Source organism: Clostridium sp. C1 (assembly GCF_018223625.1).
Lineage (GTDB): Bacteria > Bacillota_I > Bacilli_A > Erysipelotrichales > Coprobacillaceae > Allocoprobacillus.
In genome coordinates, this window is the sequence record NZ_CP073631.1 from 845,603 (window position 1) to 862,278 (window position 16,676).

At 38.1% G+C, this 16,676-nt stretch carries 19 protein-coding genes; 5 read left to right on the forward strand and 14 right to left on the reverse strand.

The genetic code is table 11. The features are described from left to right. Window positions 1-59: 59 nt before the first annotated feature. From KEC48_RS04645 to KEC48_RS04670, 6 genes are all read right to left on the reverse strand, one after another. Entirely contained in the window at window positions 60-806 is a 747-nt protein-coding gene (locus KEC48_RS04645; protein WP_211964697.1) for a DUF2975 domain-containing protein, read from the reverse strand. Window positions 807-909: 103 nt separating this feature from the next. Then, window positions 910-2,532 (reverse strand): recombinase family protein, encoded by a 1,623-nt coding sequence (locus KEC48_RS04650; RefSeq protein ID WP_211964699.1) that lies wholly within the window; start codon window positions 2,530-2,532, stop codon window positions 910-912. 99 nt (window positions 2,533-2,631) lie between these two features. Then, window positions 2,632-2,826, reverse strand: a complete 195-nt coding sequence (locus KEC48_RS04655; RefSeq protein ID WP_002334813.1) for a hypothetical protein — start codon at window positions 2,824-2,826, stop codon at window positions 2,632-2,634. 72 nt (window positions 2,827-2,898) lie between these two features. Then, window positions 2,899-3,843, reverse strand: a complete 945-nt coding sequence (gene mobV / locus KEC48_RS04660) for a MobV family relaxase (RefSeq protein ID WP_122790866.1) — start codon at window positions 3,841-3,843, stop codon at window positions 2,899-2,901. A gap of 182 nt (window positions 3,844-4,025) precedes the next feature. Continuing rightward, window positions 4,026-4,421 carry a replication initiator protein A gene (locus KEC48_RS04665; protein ID WP_008666017.1) on the reverse strand — a complete coding sequence of 132 codons (396 nt, stop codon included), beginning with the start codon at window positions 4,419-4,421 and terminating at the stop codon, window positions 4,026-4,028. Window positions 4,422-4,532: 111 nt separating this feature from the next. After that, window positions 4,533-4,946 carry a cysteine-rich VLP domain-containing protein gene (locus KEC48_RS04670; protein ID WP_058722955.1) on the reverse strand — a complete coding sequence of 138 codons (414 nt, stop codon included), beginning with the start codon at window positions 4,944-4,946 and terminating at the stop codon, window positions 4,533-4,535. A gap of 338 nt (window positions 4,947-5,284) precedes the next feature. Between KEC48_RS04670 and KEC48_RS04675 the strand changes: the two genes are divergently transcribed. From KEC48_RS04675 to KEC48_RS04690, 4 genes are all read left to right on the forward strand, one after another. Beyond that, a complete protein-coding gene (locus tag KEC48_RS04675) occupies window positions 5,285-6,082 on the forward strand; it encodes a helix-turn-helix transcriptional regulator (RefSeq protein WP_211964700.1) in 798 nt (265 codons plus the stop codon). Window positions 6,083-6,106: 24 nt separating this feature from the next. Further along, window positions 6,107-6,877: a nucleoside phosphorylase gene (locus KEC48_RS04680; RefSeq protein WP_002578723.1), complete on the forward strand. Its 771-nt coding sequence runs from the start codon at window positions 6,107-6,109 to the stop codon at window positions 6,875-6,877. A 24-nt stretch (window positions 6,878-6,901) separates the two neighbouring features. After that, window positions 6,902-7,678: an aminoglycoside nucleotidyltransferase ANT(9) gene (gene ant(9) / locus KEC48_RS04685; protein WP_002578722.1), complete on the forward strand. Its 777-nt coding sequence runs from the start codon at window positions 6,902-6,904 to the stop codon at window positions 7,676-7,678. 199 nt (window positions 7,679-7,877) lie between these two features. Next, complete coding sequence (locus KEC48_RS04690) at window positions 7,878-8,423, forward strand: AAA family ATPase (RefSeq protein WP_002578721.1); 546 nt, start codon at window positions 7,878-7,880, stop codon at window positions 8,421-8,423. Between the two features lie 724 nt (window positions 8,424-9,147). On the opposite strand, the gene KEC48_RS04695 is transcribed toward KEC48_RS04690, so the two are convergent. The 6 genes from KEC48_RS04695 to KEC48_RS04725 all read right to left on the reverse strand — a co-directional run bounded on the left by KEC48_RS04695 (window position 9,148) and on the right by KEC48_RS04725 (window position 13,525). Further along, a complete protein-coding gene (locus tag KEC48_RS04695; RefSeq protein WP_211964701.1) occupies window positions 9,148-9,276 on the reverse strand; it encodes a helix-turn-helix transcriptional regulator in 129 nt (42 codons plus the stop codon). 171 nt (window positions 9,277-9,447) lie between these two features. Then, entirely contained in the window at window positions 9,448-11,370 is a 1,923-nt protein-coding gene (tet(44), locus tag KEC48_RS04700) for a tetracycline resistance ribosomal protection protein Tet(44) (RefSeq protein WP_087302314.1), read from the reverse strand. A gap of 49 nt (window positions 11,371-11,419) precedes the next feature. Continuing rightward, window positions 11,420-11,947, reverse strand: coding sequence for a PadR family transcriptional regulator (locus KEC48_RS04705; protein ID WP_087302312.1), 528 nt, complete (start codon window positions 11,945-11,947; stop codon window positions 11,420-11,422). Between the two features lie 12 nt (window positions 11,948-11,959). Further along, the gene (locus KEC48_RS04710; RefSeq protein WP_087302310.1) at window positions 11,960-12,310 is read right to left on the reverse strand and encodes a VOC family protein; all 351 of its coding nucleotides are present in this window, start codon (window positions 12,308-12,310) and stop codon (window positions 11,960-11,962) included. 263 nt (window positions 12,311-12,573) lie between these two features. Beyond that, window positions 12,574-12,897, reverse strand: coding sequence for a MobC family plasmid mobilization relaxosome protein (locus KEC48_RS04715; protein WP_211964702.1), 324 nt, complete (start codon window positions 12,895-12,897; stop codon window positions 12,574-12,576). A gap of 265 nt (window positions 12,898-13,162) precedes the next feature. Further along, on the reverse strand, window positions 13,163-13,525 hold the full coding sequence (locus KEC48_RS04725; protein WP_249191406.1) for a hypothetical protein: 363 nt from the start codon (window positions 13,523-13,525) through the stop codon (window positions 13,163-13,165). Between the two features lie 414 nt (window positions 13,526-13,939). On the opposite strand from KEC48_RS04725, the gene KEC48_RS04730 reads away from it, so the two are divergent. Next, on the forward strand, window positions 13,940-14,716 hold the full coding sequence (locus KEC48_RS04730; RefSeq protein WP_211964652.1) for a transposase: 777 nt from the start codon (window positions 13,940-13,942) through the stop codon (window positions 14,714-14,716). 635 nt (window positions 14,717-15,351) lie between these two features. On the opposite strand, the gene KEC48_RS04740 is transcribed toward KEC48_RS04730, so the two are convergent. Next, window positions 15,352-16,311: a DUF3991 and TOPRIM domain-containing protein gene (locus KEC48_RS04740; RefSeq protein WP_211964703.1), complete on the reverse strand. Its 960-nt coding sequence runs from the start codon at window positions 16,309-16,311 to the stop codon at window positions 15,352-15,354. Window positions 16,312-16,319: 8 nt separating this feature from the next. Further along, complete coding sequence (locus KEC48_RS04745) at window positions 16,320-16,670, reverse strand: DUF3848 domain-containing protein (RefSeq protein ID WP_211964704.1); 351 nt, start codon at window positions 16,668-16,670, stop codon at window positions 16,320-16,322. Window positions 16,671-16,676 lie beyond the last annotated feature (6 nt).

Sequence of the window (16,676 nt, forward strand, 5' to 3'; positions counted from 1 at the left end):
CCATAAATTGTCTGCTTAATAAATTGTAATTTGTATTATTTTTAGCTAATATTAATTACTTAAATATTATTATTTTTTTCATTATACATTCTTGCTTGTGAATCCTTTTGCATTTCATATCCATATTCAAATATATATGACATACTAAAGATAATTAAAATTTCTAATATACTCATTAATTCAAATGGACTGCTTCCACCAGTAGATATACCTAATATTATACTAAACAAAATATCAGATATTGGTGTAATTAAAATTAATGCAATTATTAAATAAGAAATCTTTTTAATATATTTTACATTGTCTAAAGTAAACGGTGTCGTTTTATCTTTAATATTATTAAATAATTTTTCTACACATCCTAATATAATTATCATAATATATAGTTCAACTAACAAAAAAACCAACCCTGTTTCAATATAAGTAATTATTTTAATATTAGAATTATCTTCAAACATTTCAATAACATCATAATCTTCATCTTGAATATCAAACTCACCAATAATAATATCATGAATTTCAATTTTGTTTTCACCAATAATTTTAATATTGTCCGTTTTAAATACTATTTCATTGTCCTTAATTTCAATATTATTAACTATATAAGGAACTAATATCATTCCTAATATAATAAATGGTATTGCAACTTTTAAAACAATTGCACCAATTTTTCCTATTAGGCTAATTACATTGCTTAATGTTTTAACTTCTTTTTGTTTCTTTTCATTAAACTTAACTACATTCATAACTATTTCTTCATCTAATGAAGTAATATCTGTCATATCAGTATGGACAAGATCATTCAATTTGCAGTTAAATATTTTACATAGTTCTAAAATATTATTCATTTCAGGATATGATTCGCCGGTTTCCCTTAGTTAAAGATATTGTTGGGTATCTCAAGATGTGTCATTCGATTTTGCCGATAAAGCGGTAGAAGATTTCTACCTCCTGTTCCCGGCTTCCGTCCTCACTTTTGACCGCTTCATGGACAAGGATTTTTTCAATCAGCGTATTCAGAAGTTCAGCCGTCAATTCTGTGGGATTGACATACTGTTTCATCAGACCTATCCACTTTTCAGCGTCAACCGCTGTCTGGGCGGCGGCCTCCATCGCTTCGTGAAGCCGTTCAATTTTTGCGTCCAATTCTCGCTGTTCGCCCTGATACTTTTCGGACAGCATATTGAAATTGTATTCTGTAATGCGTCCGGCAGACCAGTCCTCATACATTTTTGCAAACAGGGTGTCTACTTCTGCTTTGCGCTTTTCCGCCTTTTTCAGTTCGGCTGTCTGCCGCTTCCTTGCAGTATTGCGTTCCTTGTCGCTGGCGTTAAGTAGCCGTTTCAGAAGTTTGTCCCCATCCTGCTGTGCCAGCACAGACCAGTATTGCAGACGGGAAAGGACATAGGCGTAAAGCACATCATAGCGGATATAGTGCATGGAACACTGGTGCAATCCTTGCCCGTACTTGCTACAATGGTAGTGGGCATAGGGATTTTTGTTCTGGCTGTTCATACCATAGGCCAGCGACCAGCCGCAGTCCGCACATTTTACCAGCCCGGAAAATATCTGTGTTGTGCCGTTCTTCTGCCGTCTGCGCCTGTTGCAAATCTGCTCCTGTACTTGACGGAACACATCTTCGGAAATAATCGCTTCGTGGGTGTTCTCCACACGATACCATTCCTCTTTTGGCTTGCGTACTTTCTTCTTGTTTTTGAATGAAATATTGGTCTGCTTATTGTGGACGCTGTGTCCGATATAGGTTTCCTCTTTCAGAATACTTTTCACCTGCGCTATCGTCCACGCATAGGCTTTTTCCTCCGGCGCTCCGGCATAGATATTTGCGAAAGTGCCGTATCTCTGGAAATTCAGCCAGCCGGGAGTAGGTACTTTTTCTTCGACCAAAATCCGTGTAATGCTGGCGGCTCCCCGGCCATGAACGGCAAGGTCAAAAATCTTTTCGATAATCCACCTTGTTTCCGGGTCAATCAGAAGATGGCCTTTCTTATCTGGGTCTTTGACATAGCCAAGCGGAGCATAGGCTCCATAGTGTGCGCCATTTGCGAACCGTGTCCGCATGGCCGCCTTTACCTTTTTGCTGGTCTGGCGGGCGTGCATTTCATTCAGAATGTTGAGGAATGGGGCAAGCTCATTCTCTCCGTTGATGGTGTCCACATTGTCATTGACAGCGATATAGCGGACGCCTTTGCTGGGAAAGTAGATTTCCGTGTACTGGCCGGTCAGAATGTAGTTTCTGCCTAAGCGGGATAAATCCTTCGTAACAACGCAGTTGATTTTCCTGTCCTCAATGTCATCAATCATTCTCTGAAAATCCGGCCTGTCAAAGTTCGTTCCAGACCATCCATCGTCGATATATTCATCTATGACATTCAGGCCATGCTCGGCGGCATATTGCCGGAGCATCATGCGTTGTGTCTGAATACTCCCGCTTTCTCCTTGCAGTTCATCGTCCCGGCTCAATCTCATATAAAGCGCCGTGTTGTAAATCGTAGTATTGTAAGGTTGTTTCACCGTAAAAATCCTCCTTCTAAAGAAACAACCCACGCTTACAATACTTTTGCTCTATGGCAATTATATCATAAGCGTGGGCGTGTTATCAATGATGGGCTATCAGGTTGAAGCGGCTTTTTCTGCGGTATGCCGCACCACATCTACAATCAGATCACCGAGGGGCTTCCCGCCTGCGGCGAAGTGTTCGGAGATTTTTATACGGTTGTTCCCACATACAAAATACTGCGTGCCGTTCTCTGCTTGTATAACCTGCCCTGTTCGGGGTGTAAAAATATCGCTTTCACTTTTTGCCATCCAGTGTCCTCCATATTCAGTTTTCAAGGTACAATGCCGTACAAAGGCGGCGAAAATTTCTGCTTATATCTATCACCTTTCCTTTACCGTGTGCCGCTGCTGACGTTTCAGTTCCGCCAGTATATCCGGCGGGATACGGTCAACCAGCCGCTGTAAATTGTCCAGTTCGCTTTTCAGCTTTGCCCGTTCCATCGTATCTTTCATCTTTCCTTTTTCGCTGGCCTTTGCCCTTGCTTCCAACTTCTCATTCTCCGCCAGCAGGTCATTGATTGTGACCTTGTACTTTTTCAACTGCCCGGAGAAATTCTCCATCTGCGGGAACCACTTTTTCAGCATGGAGAGGGCTTCCTCTTTTTTCTTTCCGGCGTTCAGCGGGTTAATGCCGTCCAGTGTGGCTTCAATGGCTCTTGCCTGCCGGGAGAGGGAAACCGCCTGTTTGAAAAGCCGGGTGGGGATATGCTTCCGGCCTGTCCTGCTGGCGCTCTCCCCACGCTCCAAGTCAGGATATTTCTCCACCATATAGGCGTGAAAATCGTCCTGCCACTTCGTCAGGTTTGCCCGGTTGCCGATAATCTCCTTTGCACACAGGCGGTTGTCCTTTGTCAGCGGAACAAAGGTCAAATGCAGGTGGGGCGTTTTCTCGTCCATGTGTACCACCGCCGACACGATATTTTCCCGTCCTACCCGGCCAATGAGGAAGTCCGCCGCCCTCTGGAAAAACGCCTGTATCTCCTTTGGGGATTTCCCCTTGAAAAACTCCGGGCTGGCAGTTACCAGCGTATCGACAAACCGTGTGCTGTCCTTGCGGGTTCGGCACCCGGCCTGCTCAATCCGGCTCTGAATGAAGTGGTAATAGCGTCCCTCCGGCTTGACGATATGGAAGTTGTATTTGCTCCGGCTTGTGTCAATGTCGGGATTGCTGGCATACTGTTCTTTCTGTCTTTCGTGATGGGCTTCCAGCGGCCTTGCCGGGTTGCCCTTGTGCTTCTCAAACCGTAAAATTGCGTGTTGTGCCATTCTGCTCCTTTCCCCATTCCTTTCCTATCCGGGGTTTTCCACAGGGAAAATCCCGCAGAAAATAGCTCGGATAGGATTGGAATGGATAGAATATAAATCAATCTTTTTATCTTTGTATTTCTATATACCGTCCGGTTTTCGTACGTCTCAGGAGTGATTTCCGTACTTCATGGGTACGGTTTTCAGTCCTCCGGTGTACCAGAACGGGATTTCTTAAAGTCGGTGTTTGGAACCGCTTCATAGGATTTTGGGAAAATGCGGTTGGGTTTTCCACAGCCCTGCTTCTGGATCTCCACCAGTCCGGCGTATTGCAGTTCCCGCAGGGTATTCACCGCTTTCTGCCGCCCACAATGGAGCAGTGTGACCACTTCACAGATAGGGTAATACAGGAAAATCCGTCCGCAGTCATCCGCCCACCCATTCTTGCGGGATAACTCTGTCCGGCGCAGGATAAAGGCGTACAGAACCTTTGCCTCGTTGGACAGGGGCTTGAATGTGGGGGCTTCAAAGAGAAAATTCGGGAGCCGGGTGAAGCTGAACGCCTTTTCCGGCTGGTGGATATAGATGGTATTTGTCATAGTTCGTTTTGTGGACGGTTAGAAGCCCGTTTTCCGGGGCGGGCGATACTTTATACCACCTGCCCCGGTTTGGGGCTTGCAAAGCCTGATAAATCAAGGCTTTTTTCGCTCCTAACTGTCCACAGCAGACCTCCTTTTCCGTTCACTTTCTGTTTTCTGCCGCCTGTGAACTCTGGCGGCACAGCCGGGGCAGTATTTTGCCCGGTTGGATTTGGGGACGAACACGCCACCGCAGACCGCACAGCGTTTCAAGTCCTTATCCCGGAAAATTTCCGCTTCCAGCGTCCCGTCCAGCGGCAAGACCGCCCAGCGGAACCACTTACAGCAGACCGAGAAAGAAATCGTCTGCGGGCAGGTGCAGGTGTCCCCATCATCAAGGACAATGCAGTTGCCGTCCTCACAGCAACAACACTCCCGGCGTATCAGGCTGGCCGCCTGTTTTCTCTGCGCCGGTGTCATGCGGTAAAGGGAACCGTCCGGCCTGCGTTCCAGTGGCGGCAAGTCTTTATAGGGGTTATCTCTCATGCGTTCCCTCCATTTTGCTTTCCGTTGCCGTTCTCCCCGAAAAGGTTTCCTGCCCCATTCCTGCGGCGTGTTCCGGCGTTGGCACGCTCCCCGCAGCTTCGGGACATTTTGTCTCGAAGTCCGGTTCCTTGCGGTGCTTCCCCAGCCGGGGTATTCCTTTTCGGACGGTCATTCTGTTTTCAAGGTGCTGTCCATCGATGAACTACCCTAAGTCTACACGAAAAAAATGCAATCCCCGGAATTTTGCGAGAATTGCATTTTGATGAAGTTTACACTTTGGAAATTGCATTTTTGCAATCATTCTGTATAATGGAAGTATGCGGAGGAGGTGCGTATCTATGGCTTTACCCGGAACACCCGGACAGCGGATTTCCGATTTATGCAACGGGAACCACATCACACAAAAGGAGCTTGCGGAGAAGATAGGGGTTTCCGCTTCCCAGTTGAGCCGCATTGTCAGCGGCGAAACGAGAACGGTCAGCAGTGATATTCTCATAGGCGTGGCAAAGGAATTTAAGGTATCGACAGACTACATACTGGGCTTATCCACCGTGAGCGTCCGTAAAAGCTACGATATTTCTGAATTAGGCTTGTCCGAGGGAGCCGTGAGGGGGCTCGTGACGGGTGCTGTTGATGTGCAAATCCTCAACCGCCTGTTGGAACACAGGAATTTCCCTAAGCTGATAGATTTGATATGGATTTATTTTCAGGACACAGCGGCAAAAGGCATAACAGCAAGAAACCAGCTTATCGAGATAGCAACGGCTTCCCTGTCCGACCTGATGAAAGAACACCCGGAACACCGGGCGGAAGCAAAGCAGGATTTACAGCTTTTGAACGCCCAGAAGATGGGGGAACATGAGGCGGAGATTGAGAAAATCAAAAATGTGTTCCTTGCTATCCTGCGGGATATTAAGAAAGACATTGACAACGGGGAACAGCCGGGAGAAGCTGTGACCGCCGCGATGTTCCAAGCCATGCGGGACGCATTGGCGGAACAGAAGCAAAACCCGCTTTCCATTGACGATGTAGCGGCGATGGTTGCCGGACAGATCGGACAGCTTACGCCGATGGATGAAGAAACTGCCGACCTGTTCAAGCAGTTGGCAAAAAAGATGATGAAAGGAATAGAATAATAGCCTGTTATTCGAGATAATAATATGCCATTAGTAAAGCATGACTACCCTGTTTTAGAGTACGATACCGCATCAAAAGCTGTTTTTCAGCCGGGAAATGGGAAAAAATGTTTTCCTGCAAAAGCAGTGTTTGCTTTTTTAGGAGACGAGGTTGAAAATTATGCACATACCCATGATGGAATACAGATAGATGAATTTGAAAGTGCAACAAGACGATATCCTATTTATGAATGTCTTTATAATCAGGAGAAAATATGTCTATGTCCGGCTCCTGTGGGAAGTGCTGCTGCCGTCCAAGTTTTAGAATATTTAATTGCAGGGGGTGTAACAAAGATTATTTCCGTCGGCTCCTGCGGCGTATTGGAAGACATCCCGGAAAATAGATTTTTGATACCTGTTTCTGCATTGAGAGATGAGGGAACATCTTACCATTATCTTCCTCCCTCCCGAGAAGTAGAGATTTCAAAGGCTGGTATAAATGCGATTGAATCTGCTTTAAGCCAAAAGAATATACCATATTGGGAAGTTAAAACATGGACAACAGACGGTTTTTATCGAGAAACAGTAGAAATGGTTCAGTATCGGAAAGAAGAGGGATGTCAAGTAGTAGAAATGGAATGTTCCGCATTGGCGGCGTGTGCAAAATTTAGAAAAGTTACATGGGCTATGCTGCTTTTTTCAGCCGATACTCTTGCAGACCCTCATAAATACCAAGAAAGAGAATGGGGAAAAACAAGTATATCCATAGCCTTAGAATTAGCCTTAGACGCTGTTTTATCAGTTGTTGAGGAGTAAAAATAAATACATATAGGAGTTACAATGAATATAAATGAATTTCCACAACAAGTAAATCAAGTTATTTCAATAGCAGAAACCATATTACAAGGTCAAATATTGGGGATATATTTATATGGTTCAGCAACAATGAATGGGCTGCGTCCAGATAGTGATATAGATATACTGATAATTACTAAACAAGAATTGAGTAATTCAATCAGAGCAGATCTAACAAAGCAATTATTGAAAATTTCTGGCTCCGTAGGCTGTATTGAAAAAAGACCTTTAGAGGTAACTATTATCAATCAATCTGATATTGTTCCGTTGCAATTTCCGCCAAAATGTCAGTATATGTATGGTGAATGGCTAAGGGGAGAGATGGAAGCAGGAGAATATCCGCAAGCCTGCAATGACCCAGATATAATGATTTTATTATGGCAAGCAAGAAAAAATAGCATAACTTTGAAGGGGGCGGAAAGCAAAGAGCTTATTCCCGCTATCCCATTTCACGAAATTAAAAAAGCAATTCGGTTTTCTTTACCTGGTTTGATTTCCAGCTTTAAGGGTGATGAAAGAAATGTGTTATTAACCTTATCACGAATGTGGTTTACTTTAGTAACAGAAGAAATCACGACAAAAGATGTTGCCGCAAAATGGGTAATTTTAAAATTGCCGGAGAGATTTCCCCCCCTGCTAACAACGGCAAAGGAAGCTTATTTGGGAAATTTGTCTGATGAATGGGAGACAGTAGAAAAGGAAGCGATGGCACTTGTAGAATATATGAAAAAACAAATTGAGGAATTACTTAGAACAGAGTAGCAAAGTTAGCGGGGCCAATCAACGGTCAAGATGAACGGCGCATAAATGCGCCGCCGTTGACAGTCCCGCCCGTCTTTGCTGATGGGCAATCAAGGCGGGAAAGCCCTAAAATGGCTTCCCGCCCATTTCAATCTTGAGAGAAGAAACGCTCCAAAATCAGAAAGAGAGCGGTAAATCTGAATTGCGAGGGAGAATGTAGATGAATCAAGGAAGAATTATTGTGATTACAGGTTCGCCGGGAACAGGAAAGACAACAACTGCGTCGATTGTCGCAAAAGAATCGAACATGGATAAATCTGTGCATATGCACACAGACGACTTTTTTCATTATTTAAGCAAAGGAGCAATACCGCCGCATTTACCAGAGTCCAACGAACAAAATTTAGTTGTCATTGAAGCCTTTTTAGAAGCTGCAAAGCGCTATGCCCGCGGCGGATATGATGTAATTGTAGATGGAATTGTCGGGCCGTGGTTTTTAGAACCATGGAGAGCCCTTGTTCGAGAAGATTATGAAGTACACTATATTGTTTTAAGAGCCAGTAAAGAAGAAACTATGAAACGAGCTGTGGAACGTTCAAAATTAGACAGAAAAACAAATGTTGAATTAGTAGAAACAATGTGGGAGCAATTTTGTAATTTGGGGATATATGAATCGAATGTTATAGAAACGACAACCTATTCTATCCAAGAGGCTGTTTTTGCAGTAAAAGAAAAAATTTCAAGTGGAGCCGCATTGCTATCTTAAACGATTTCTAAAAATCGAAATTTCATTTATCAGAGAAATAGCAAAGCCAGTCAACGGTCAAGATGAACGGCGCATTTCATGCGCCGCCGTTGACCGTCCCGTCTGGCTTTGCTGATGGGCAATCAAGGCGGGAAAGCCCTAAAATGGCTTCCCGCCCATTTCAATTATGAGAAAAGAAACACTCCAAAATCAGAAAGAGAGCGGCCAAGCACTTTGAGGGATTGGTCGCCTTGTTCACCCATTCAGCGGGACGGCGGGTGGCGGTCAAGGCCGGGTATAAACCCGTTCATTTCAGCCTTGACGGTTGCCCGCTGTCCTGTTACTTTTCCGGGAGTGTAGCCACAACTTCGGGACACTTTGTCCACAAGTCGGAGCGTAGGACGAGGGACGGGGGCTTTCATATACGCCCAGTCTGCTGTTGAAACCAGACCTGTGCTTACGGCTCTACGCCACGCAAGCACAGCCCTGTTTTCCTGCCGCTCCAAATGCCCTTGCCCTCCCCGGCGGCAACGGCATTTTCACGGCAACGCCGACAGAGCGTATAACACACTACACTTTGCTTCGCAAAGTCGTGTGCCAAATGGGGGCGTTGCCCCCTTTGGAAACCCCCACAAGAAAAGGCGGTACGCTACCCCTCCACGGGGCGCATACCGCCTTTTCTTGTTATCCAGCCCTCCGGCTGTATCGGTTGAGCAAAAGTCAGCGTGGGATTGATGTGGTATCTTTATCTAAGTGAACCCCCATTCTCCCATTTTGAAACTGATTGTCTTGTTACATTAACTTTTTCTGCTAATTGTTCTTGCGACATTTTTTTACTTTTTCTTATTTGTCTTAAATTATCTCCAAACTTCATTAGACTAACTCCTTTCACAAATTAAGTTTAATATTATATAATTTTATTCTCCATCTATTTTCAGTTGCATTTTATTTTTGCAACTAAAACATTACATATTTATTATAGCACAAAAAAAGCAAGTTCTTTTATAGATCTGCTCGTTAAATTGTAATTTTAGTGAATAGTAACTTAATTTTCTTTTTTATTAAACATATGGCGTACTTTATCTATTCGATTATTTGGTCTACGTGATTGAATAACTGGTTCACAAGTAGCAATTTGATAATCTTTTAATTCTGTCAAAAAAACTGCTTGCCCATTTGTATATAGAGTTAAAGTATTACGATATTCATTAATACAACGTACAGGAATATGTCCTGTAAAAATAACTTCATCATTTTTTGATTGACTTGTTTCAATTATTGCACAATGTTTTTGTGCATCTTTATATGCACGAGAAAAGTATCCCTCTGGTGTAAAAAGTATAAACGAAAGATATGGCTCTAATAATTGCGTTCCCGCTTTTTTCAATGTTTGTTCAAGTACAATTGGGGCAAGAAAGCGAAAATCCGAGGGAGTACTAACAGGGCTATAATAAACACCATATTCAAAACATATTTTACAATCTGTCACTTTCCAACCATACAATCCTTGCTCCAGTCCATAATTAATACCTTCTCTTACTGCATTTTGAAAACTTTGATTTAAATAACCGAGTGAAACTTTGCTTTCGTACTGTATTCCAGTGCCAATTGGAAGTGGAGTTATTGATAATCCAATTGATGCCCAAAATGGATTTGGTGGTACTTCAATATGAATAGTATAATCTGCCTTTTGTAATGGCTTTTCCAAATAAATTACGGTTGGATCTTCGATTCTTATGTTTATGTGATATTTTTCAATCAACAGAGAACAGATAACTTCTAACTGCACTGTTCCTAAAAAAGAAATGATGATTTCATGTGTTATCGTATCAACATAATAACGTAAAAGAGGATCAGTATCTGCAATTTCTGTAAGAGCATCCAATAATTTTTCTCTCTCTTCTATTTTTATCGGTTCAATTCTTGTTCGTAGTATTGGTACAGTCTTGTCATTCCATACATTGCATGGCAAAATCTTTTCATTTCCTATAATATCGTTCAATCTTAATGTATTGTTAGGTATAATAAAAATATCTCCAGAACAAACTATTTTTGTCTGTATCATTTCCCCATTTGAAGGAATATATATTTCTGTAAGTTTCATTTTCTTTTTTTCTGGCAACATAATTGTATCTCGTAAGTGTAATGTTCCACTATAAAGACGCAAATAAACTAATCTTTGCTTATGGTCTGTATATTCAATTTTAAAAACTCTTCCACATAGTTCTGAATCATTCTCATTCATTTCAGAACAAAAAAGATTTGAAATAGCTTCGATAAGTTGTTGAGTCCCTATATTATTTCTAGCACTTCCATGGTATATAGGAAACAACGAACCTTTTTTAACACACCTATATTCTTCATACATTAATTCTTGTATAGTCAATTTTTCTCCTACAATATATTTTTCTAAAAGTTTATCATTTTTGGAAATTACAGGATCCCAATCATCTAAATCAATGATATTTTTAATTGATATTTCTGGAGTTAATGTTACATTTTGCATAACAATAATATCATTTGAAAGTTTTTCTTTGATATTTTGATAAATATTATTTAAGTTAATTCCATCCTGATCTATTTTATTTATAAAAATAATTGTTGGTATATTCATTTTTTGAAGTGCATGGAATAGTATTCGGGTTTGTGCTTGTACACCATCTTTAGCAGAAATTACTAAAATTGCTCCATCAAGAACAGATAAGGAACGATACACTTCTGTTATAAAATCTGTATGTCCAGGAGTATCTACAATATTGATTTTGTAGTCATTCCAATTAAAAGAAGTAACTGCTGCCTGAATTGTGATTCCACGCTGACGTTCTAAAAACATAGTATCTGTCCTTGTTGTTCCCTTATCTACACTGCCTAATTCTAAAATTGCTCCACTTGTATAAAGCAGACTTTCCGTTAAGGTCGTCTTTCCTGCATCTACATGAGCAAGAATACCAATGTTGATTATTTTCATGGAATTTCCCTCCCTACAAATTTATCTTTTAACTTAAAATCAATATTTGCTAATTTTGTTCTTTTAAACTATTCTCAAAATCAATTATCCACTTTTCTAATGTTTCTACTAATGCTAATTGTTGTTTGAACATTTGTTTTCCAACATTAGGAATATGTTGTCTATGAGAACGTCTTTCATTTAGTAATTCTTTTAATTCTAATATCTTTGATTTTATATTAGAAACAAGAATCTGTTTTTGTTCATCATCTACTAAATCTAAATTCGTGATAATAACATTAAAATCCAAATATAGACTAACATCAGAATTTGAAATATCATTCATAAGTTTATTAAAATAATCATTACCTTTGTTAGTAATAGTATATATTGCTTTATCTGGCATATTTCCCTCTTTCTCTTTATGGCTAACAATATATTCTTTTGATTCTAATTGTAATACTTTCTTATAAATAGACTGTTCACTAATTTTTACCCATCTTGGTATATTACGATATTCTATATTTTTTTTAATATCATAAGCACTTTGTGATTTTTGTTTAATAAGTCCTAATAATACCAAATCTATATTTGACATAATCTCTACTCCTTACTTAATATAATCTGTAACGCCAAGTCTATTTCCAAATGGATCTTCAAACTCGACTGCATTACCAGTTCCAATTTTAAAAGGCTCACTCAAAAATTTTATATCATTATTCAACATTTCTTTATAGAAGATTGCAACATCTTCTACTTCAAACCATATTGTAGGCTTTAAATTCTCAAATTTATTTTTGTCTTTTAAAATTATTGCAGGTTCTTCATTTCCAATATTATAAGCAACCATTCCCTTATCAGAGAAATCAAATTTCTTTTTTAACCCCAATATTTCCTCATAGTATCTTTTTGCTTCTTCCATATTATCTACAGGAAGAAAATAATTGTCATAATTTTTCATATATTTAATGTCCTCCTTTCTACTATAAACTACACTACTATATTTTATAGTAGTTATCGTTAAAAGTCAATATATAATAAAAAAATAGATTAGTTGCACTGAACTAATTTATTTGTATAACTGCCTGTCGTACAAAAAAGACTGTCATTACTGACAATCTTTTTGGTAAATTACTATTTATCATCTTAAATTTTCAAGTAATTTTTATAAGATTATTATATCATTTTATTTTATTTTTTTATATAGTTCTACAAAAATTATTTTTATTTATCTGGACGGAGATATTTGTTTTTCATATCAACTATTAGTTCATCTAATTTATCTATTTCTTTTTTTAGATGAGGAACATCAATAACTTTTTTTGCATTAGCCATTCTTGCAATTTGATTTATATTGTTTCCTATTTTACGAATACCTTTCATATCTTCATAAAATTGTTCTGGTGGTTTTTCTTTTGGCTTATAACCTACAATTAAATGTCTAATATAATCAGAGGCATTCATTCCAACTGCCTCTGAATTACATTTCATTATATAATCTTCTTCTTCGCTAAGCCATATTTGTTTTTTTATTCTACGACTTCGCATTTTACTACCTCCGGTTCTTCTTCTATTTCATCTTTTAAAACTATTTGTCTTTCTAATTCATTTATACGATTTATTTGTAAGCAACACATCAAAGTAGTCATTCCAAGACCTCCTATAATAAAACCTAAAATAAAAAATAATAATTGACTCATAATTAATCATCTTCCTTTCTTTTTAATATTGTTTTTCTAGCAAGGGGATTGGGGATTTCCCCACAACCGAATTCGTACGGGAGTATGAATTCAGTGCTGGCTAGACAATAAATTTACTCCCCATAAGTACATTCGCCACAATAAGGGCAATAATATATACAACTTTCACAAGGACATTCTGAAGAAGATTCTTCATCTATTTCTTCTTCTATTTCATCTGAATTTTCTTCTTCTTCATCAAAAATTTCTACAACATCTACAACAATTTCTTGGCTAGAATCTAACTCAATAATTCCATTTTCTATCACAAATTTTGTAACAATAATTGCTGCTTCTCTTGGATTTTTTGCCATTATTTCAAAATAATCTTCATTGACATTTTTAATTTTAACCTCATATTTTTTTTCTTGTTCTTCTTCTAAAAGACCAACAGTTTCTAATAAAAAATTAACATCTAATCCTAATTCATTGCACATTTTTACGAATGGAATAAAATAAAAACTAGGCTTTAATCCATTCTCAAATCTAGATATTTCTGCGTGACTTACACCTATTTTTTCGGCAAGTTTTCTTGTAGAAATACCTACTTCGTTCCTGGTATATTATAATTGACTCATTTATCAGTCATTAAAATATACCTTTTCCTTTCTATCAACTTTATTAATACGTAGTTGATGACGTTTAGGTTTATATGTAAAATTGAAATATGTGTTTGTGGATTTGTATTTTTCCGTGTGGCTTTGACTACTTCAAGGAGGTTTGGACCACTCACTTATTCCTCAATAACGATGAGTTAGATGAGTCTTTGAATTCGCATTTTGAACCAGGTTTTATGGTCTAAGTGTTGTGGGTACCACTTCACATGAAATTTATTTGAAAGGATGGTTTTTATGAAATTAGTTGGTATTGATATTGGAAAGCACAAGCATTTCGTCAGTATCGTTGACAAGTTGACTGGTGAAATTATTCTTCAGCCTGTCGCTTTCTCTAATAATGCTCAGGGTTTTGAATTCCTTATCTCTCAGATCGCTCTCTATCCTGTTGATAGCGTTCTTATCGGTATGGAAGATACTGGTCATTATCATTTCGCTTTATTGCGCTTTCTTTTACAGAAGAACTACAGCGTCGCTTTGATCGATCCTAAAACTACCGATCTCAATCGTAGAATGGATGGTGGCATCACTAAAAACGATAAACTTGATACTCTTAATATATGCGATATATTAAGCTCAAACAAACTCAAGAAACCTTATCGTTTGACGTCATCTAAGAAATTTGACCTTTATGAACAGAAGCAGCTGACTAGGTTGCATCATTCCCTCAAGGAACAGATTAATGTTCTTTCCAATCGTCTGCAGAAATGCATAGATCTTGTTTTCCCTGAATATAACGCACTTTTTAAATCCAAGTATGGAAAAGTCTATATGTCTATTCTTAAACAGTTTGGCAGTGCAAAGGCCATTGCACAGGCTGACATCAGAACTTTACGCAAATGCTTTGATATTACCGGCAGAGGCAATCGCATTTCTCTGACTGCTGAAAAGCTAAAGGAAAGTGCAAAAACATCTGTTGGCATTTCTTCGTTGGCAGATGAAATGCAGATCAAGCATTTGATAGCTCATATCGAACTGCTTAATGATCAGCTCAAAGAAATAGATAAAAAATAGAAGAGTTTTCCACTGACTTAAACTCTCCTATCATCTCCGTACCAGGAATTTCGCATTTCTCTGGTACATCAATTCTAGCAGAATATGGAGATATTTTCAACTATTCTAAGCCTTCAAAGATAATAAAGGCAGCGGGTGTCGCCCCATTTCACTACGAATCAAGTCAGTACGAAGCCAAGCATAGTGCCATAACCAAGCAGGGATCGAGCTATTTAAGAAAGACGTTATATCAGGTCATTGTGCCAGTCATCAGGTTCAACAAGGTCTTCAAGGATTACTACGACCTTAAACGCTCACAGGGAAAAAGTCATCGCTGTGCGCAGGGACATTGCATCAGGAAGCTGTTGAGAGTCATCTATCATCTGGTAACGACAAATCAGCAGTTTGATGCATCGTTACTGAGATAGAAAGAAAATGAAACCGTATTCAAAAAAGTCTATTCCATAGGCTGTTTTCGTCATGCCCAAAAACACAAATCGTATTCACATTTCAAAGATCTTACATATTGATGAGCTACCATAATCAAATCATTTAACATTTTCAAACTTTTTTCATCAAATGACTTGAATTTTATATAGTTAGCTCCTTGTTTTAATAATATTTGCTAATTTTAAATAATCAAATTTCATAATATCTCACCTTTCTTTTTCATATCTTTTTTTATAATTAATTCCTTTTTTAGCACACAAAAAGTCATTGAAATCCTTTCCTATTAGTGGTGGATCATCAATGACTTCATATTTTTTTGGAAGAATAGTTTTGAGTGCCATTGTTGCTATTCTTCCTGCACTATCATTATCAAAATGAAGATATATTTTTTCAATATCTTGATTCTGATTTAAATAATAATTTAATGCTAGTGGTATCTTACTTTCATCAATTTTTTTTGCAGGTTGATATACTCCTGCAAGAGATAAAAGGTTATCATTATACCACTCTTTATTTTCCATTTTCTTTAATGTTGCATACGATAATAAATCAATCGCACTTTCAAACAAATGAACTGAATCTGTTTTTTCTGTTGATTCTAGTTTAAAAGAAAATGCCTTATGACTACCATAAGCATCTTTCATATATCTACTACTATTTGTACCTCTAATTCCTGCATATCTTGGAACATTATTTTTATCATATCCAACAAAAACAACATTGTGATTTGGTAAATCTTCATAAATTAATCTATTATCTATACACTCATTTATTATGTCTTTGTCAATTCCACGACTAGACAAATAACTAATTATCTTATCAGTTGATTTAGACCTTTTTGGTAAAATAAGTCTAATATTTTGAACTTTTTTGGGCTGTTGATACATAGTTGGTGGTTTTACATTAGAATAACCTAAAATAGTTTCTACTGCTTGTATAAAAGTATAATCTCTAACTTTAATTAAATATTCCAATGCAGTTTTTCCTCCTATTCCTCTTGAAAACCAATACCACATTCCATTACTTATTTTTAAACTATCGTGTGTTCGAGTCATATAAGTTCCTCTACTAAAATATACTAATTCTTCTGGCTCATAGTTTTTTAAATAAGTATATAAATCCATTTCCTTTGCTCTTTGTATTTCTTCTGGTTGATAATATGCCATACTATTACCTACCTTTCTTTATCTTTTTTCTTTGATTGCTTTTCTCTATATTCATCTGCTAAATCAGACACAGTATCTCTAACACTATCTTCTAGTATTTGATTTATATTTAAGTCAGAATCCATCCATCCTTGATACAGAGTTTCTAATGAATTTTTTTCATTTTTTAATGCTTTAAGTTCGTCTATCTCAAATTGTTTTGACTCTGGATAAAAAAGATAAATGACTTCTTCTTTAACAGTTGTTTCATAAGATTTATCAATTATCTCCTTTGTAGTTAAAGTAGATAATTCCTGTTTATAAGAAGTAAGTTCTTGTTCTAATTTTTCATACAATTCTTGTCTTATTTTTTCTTCCATAATATC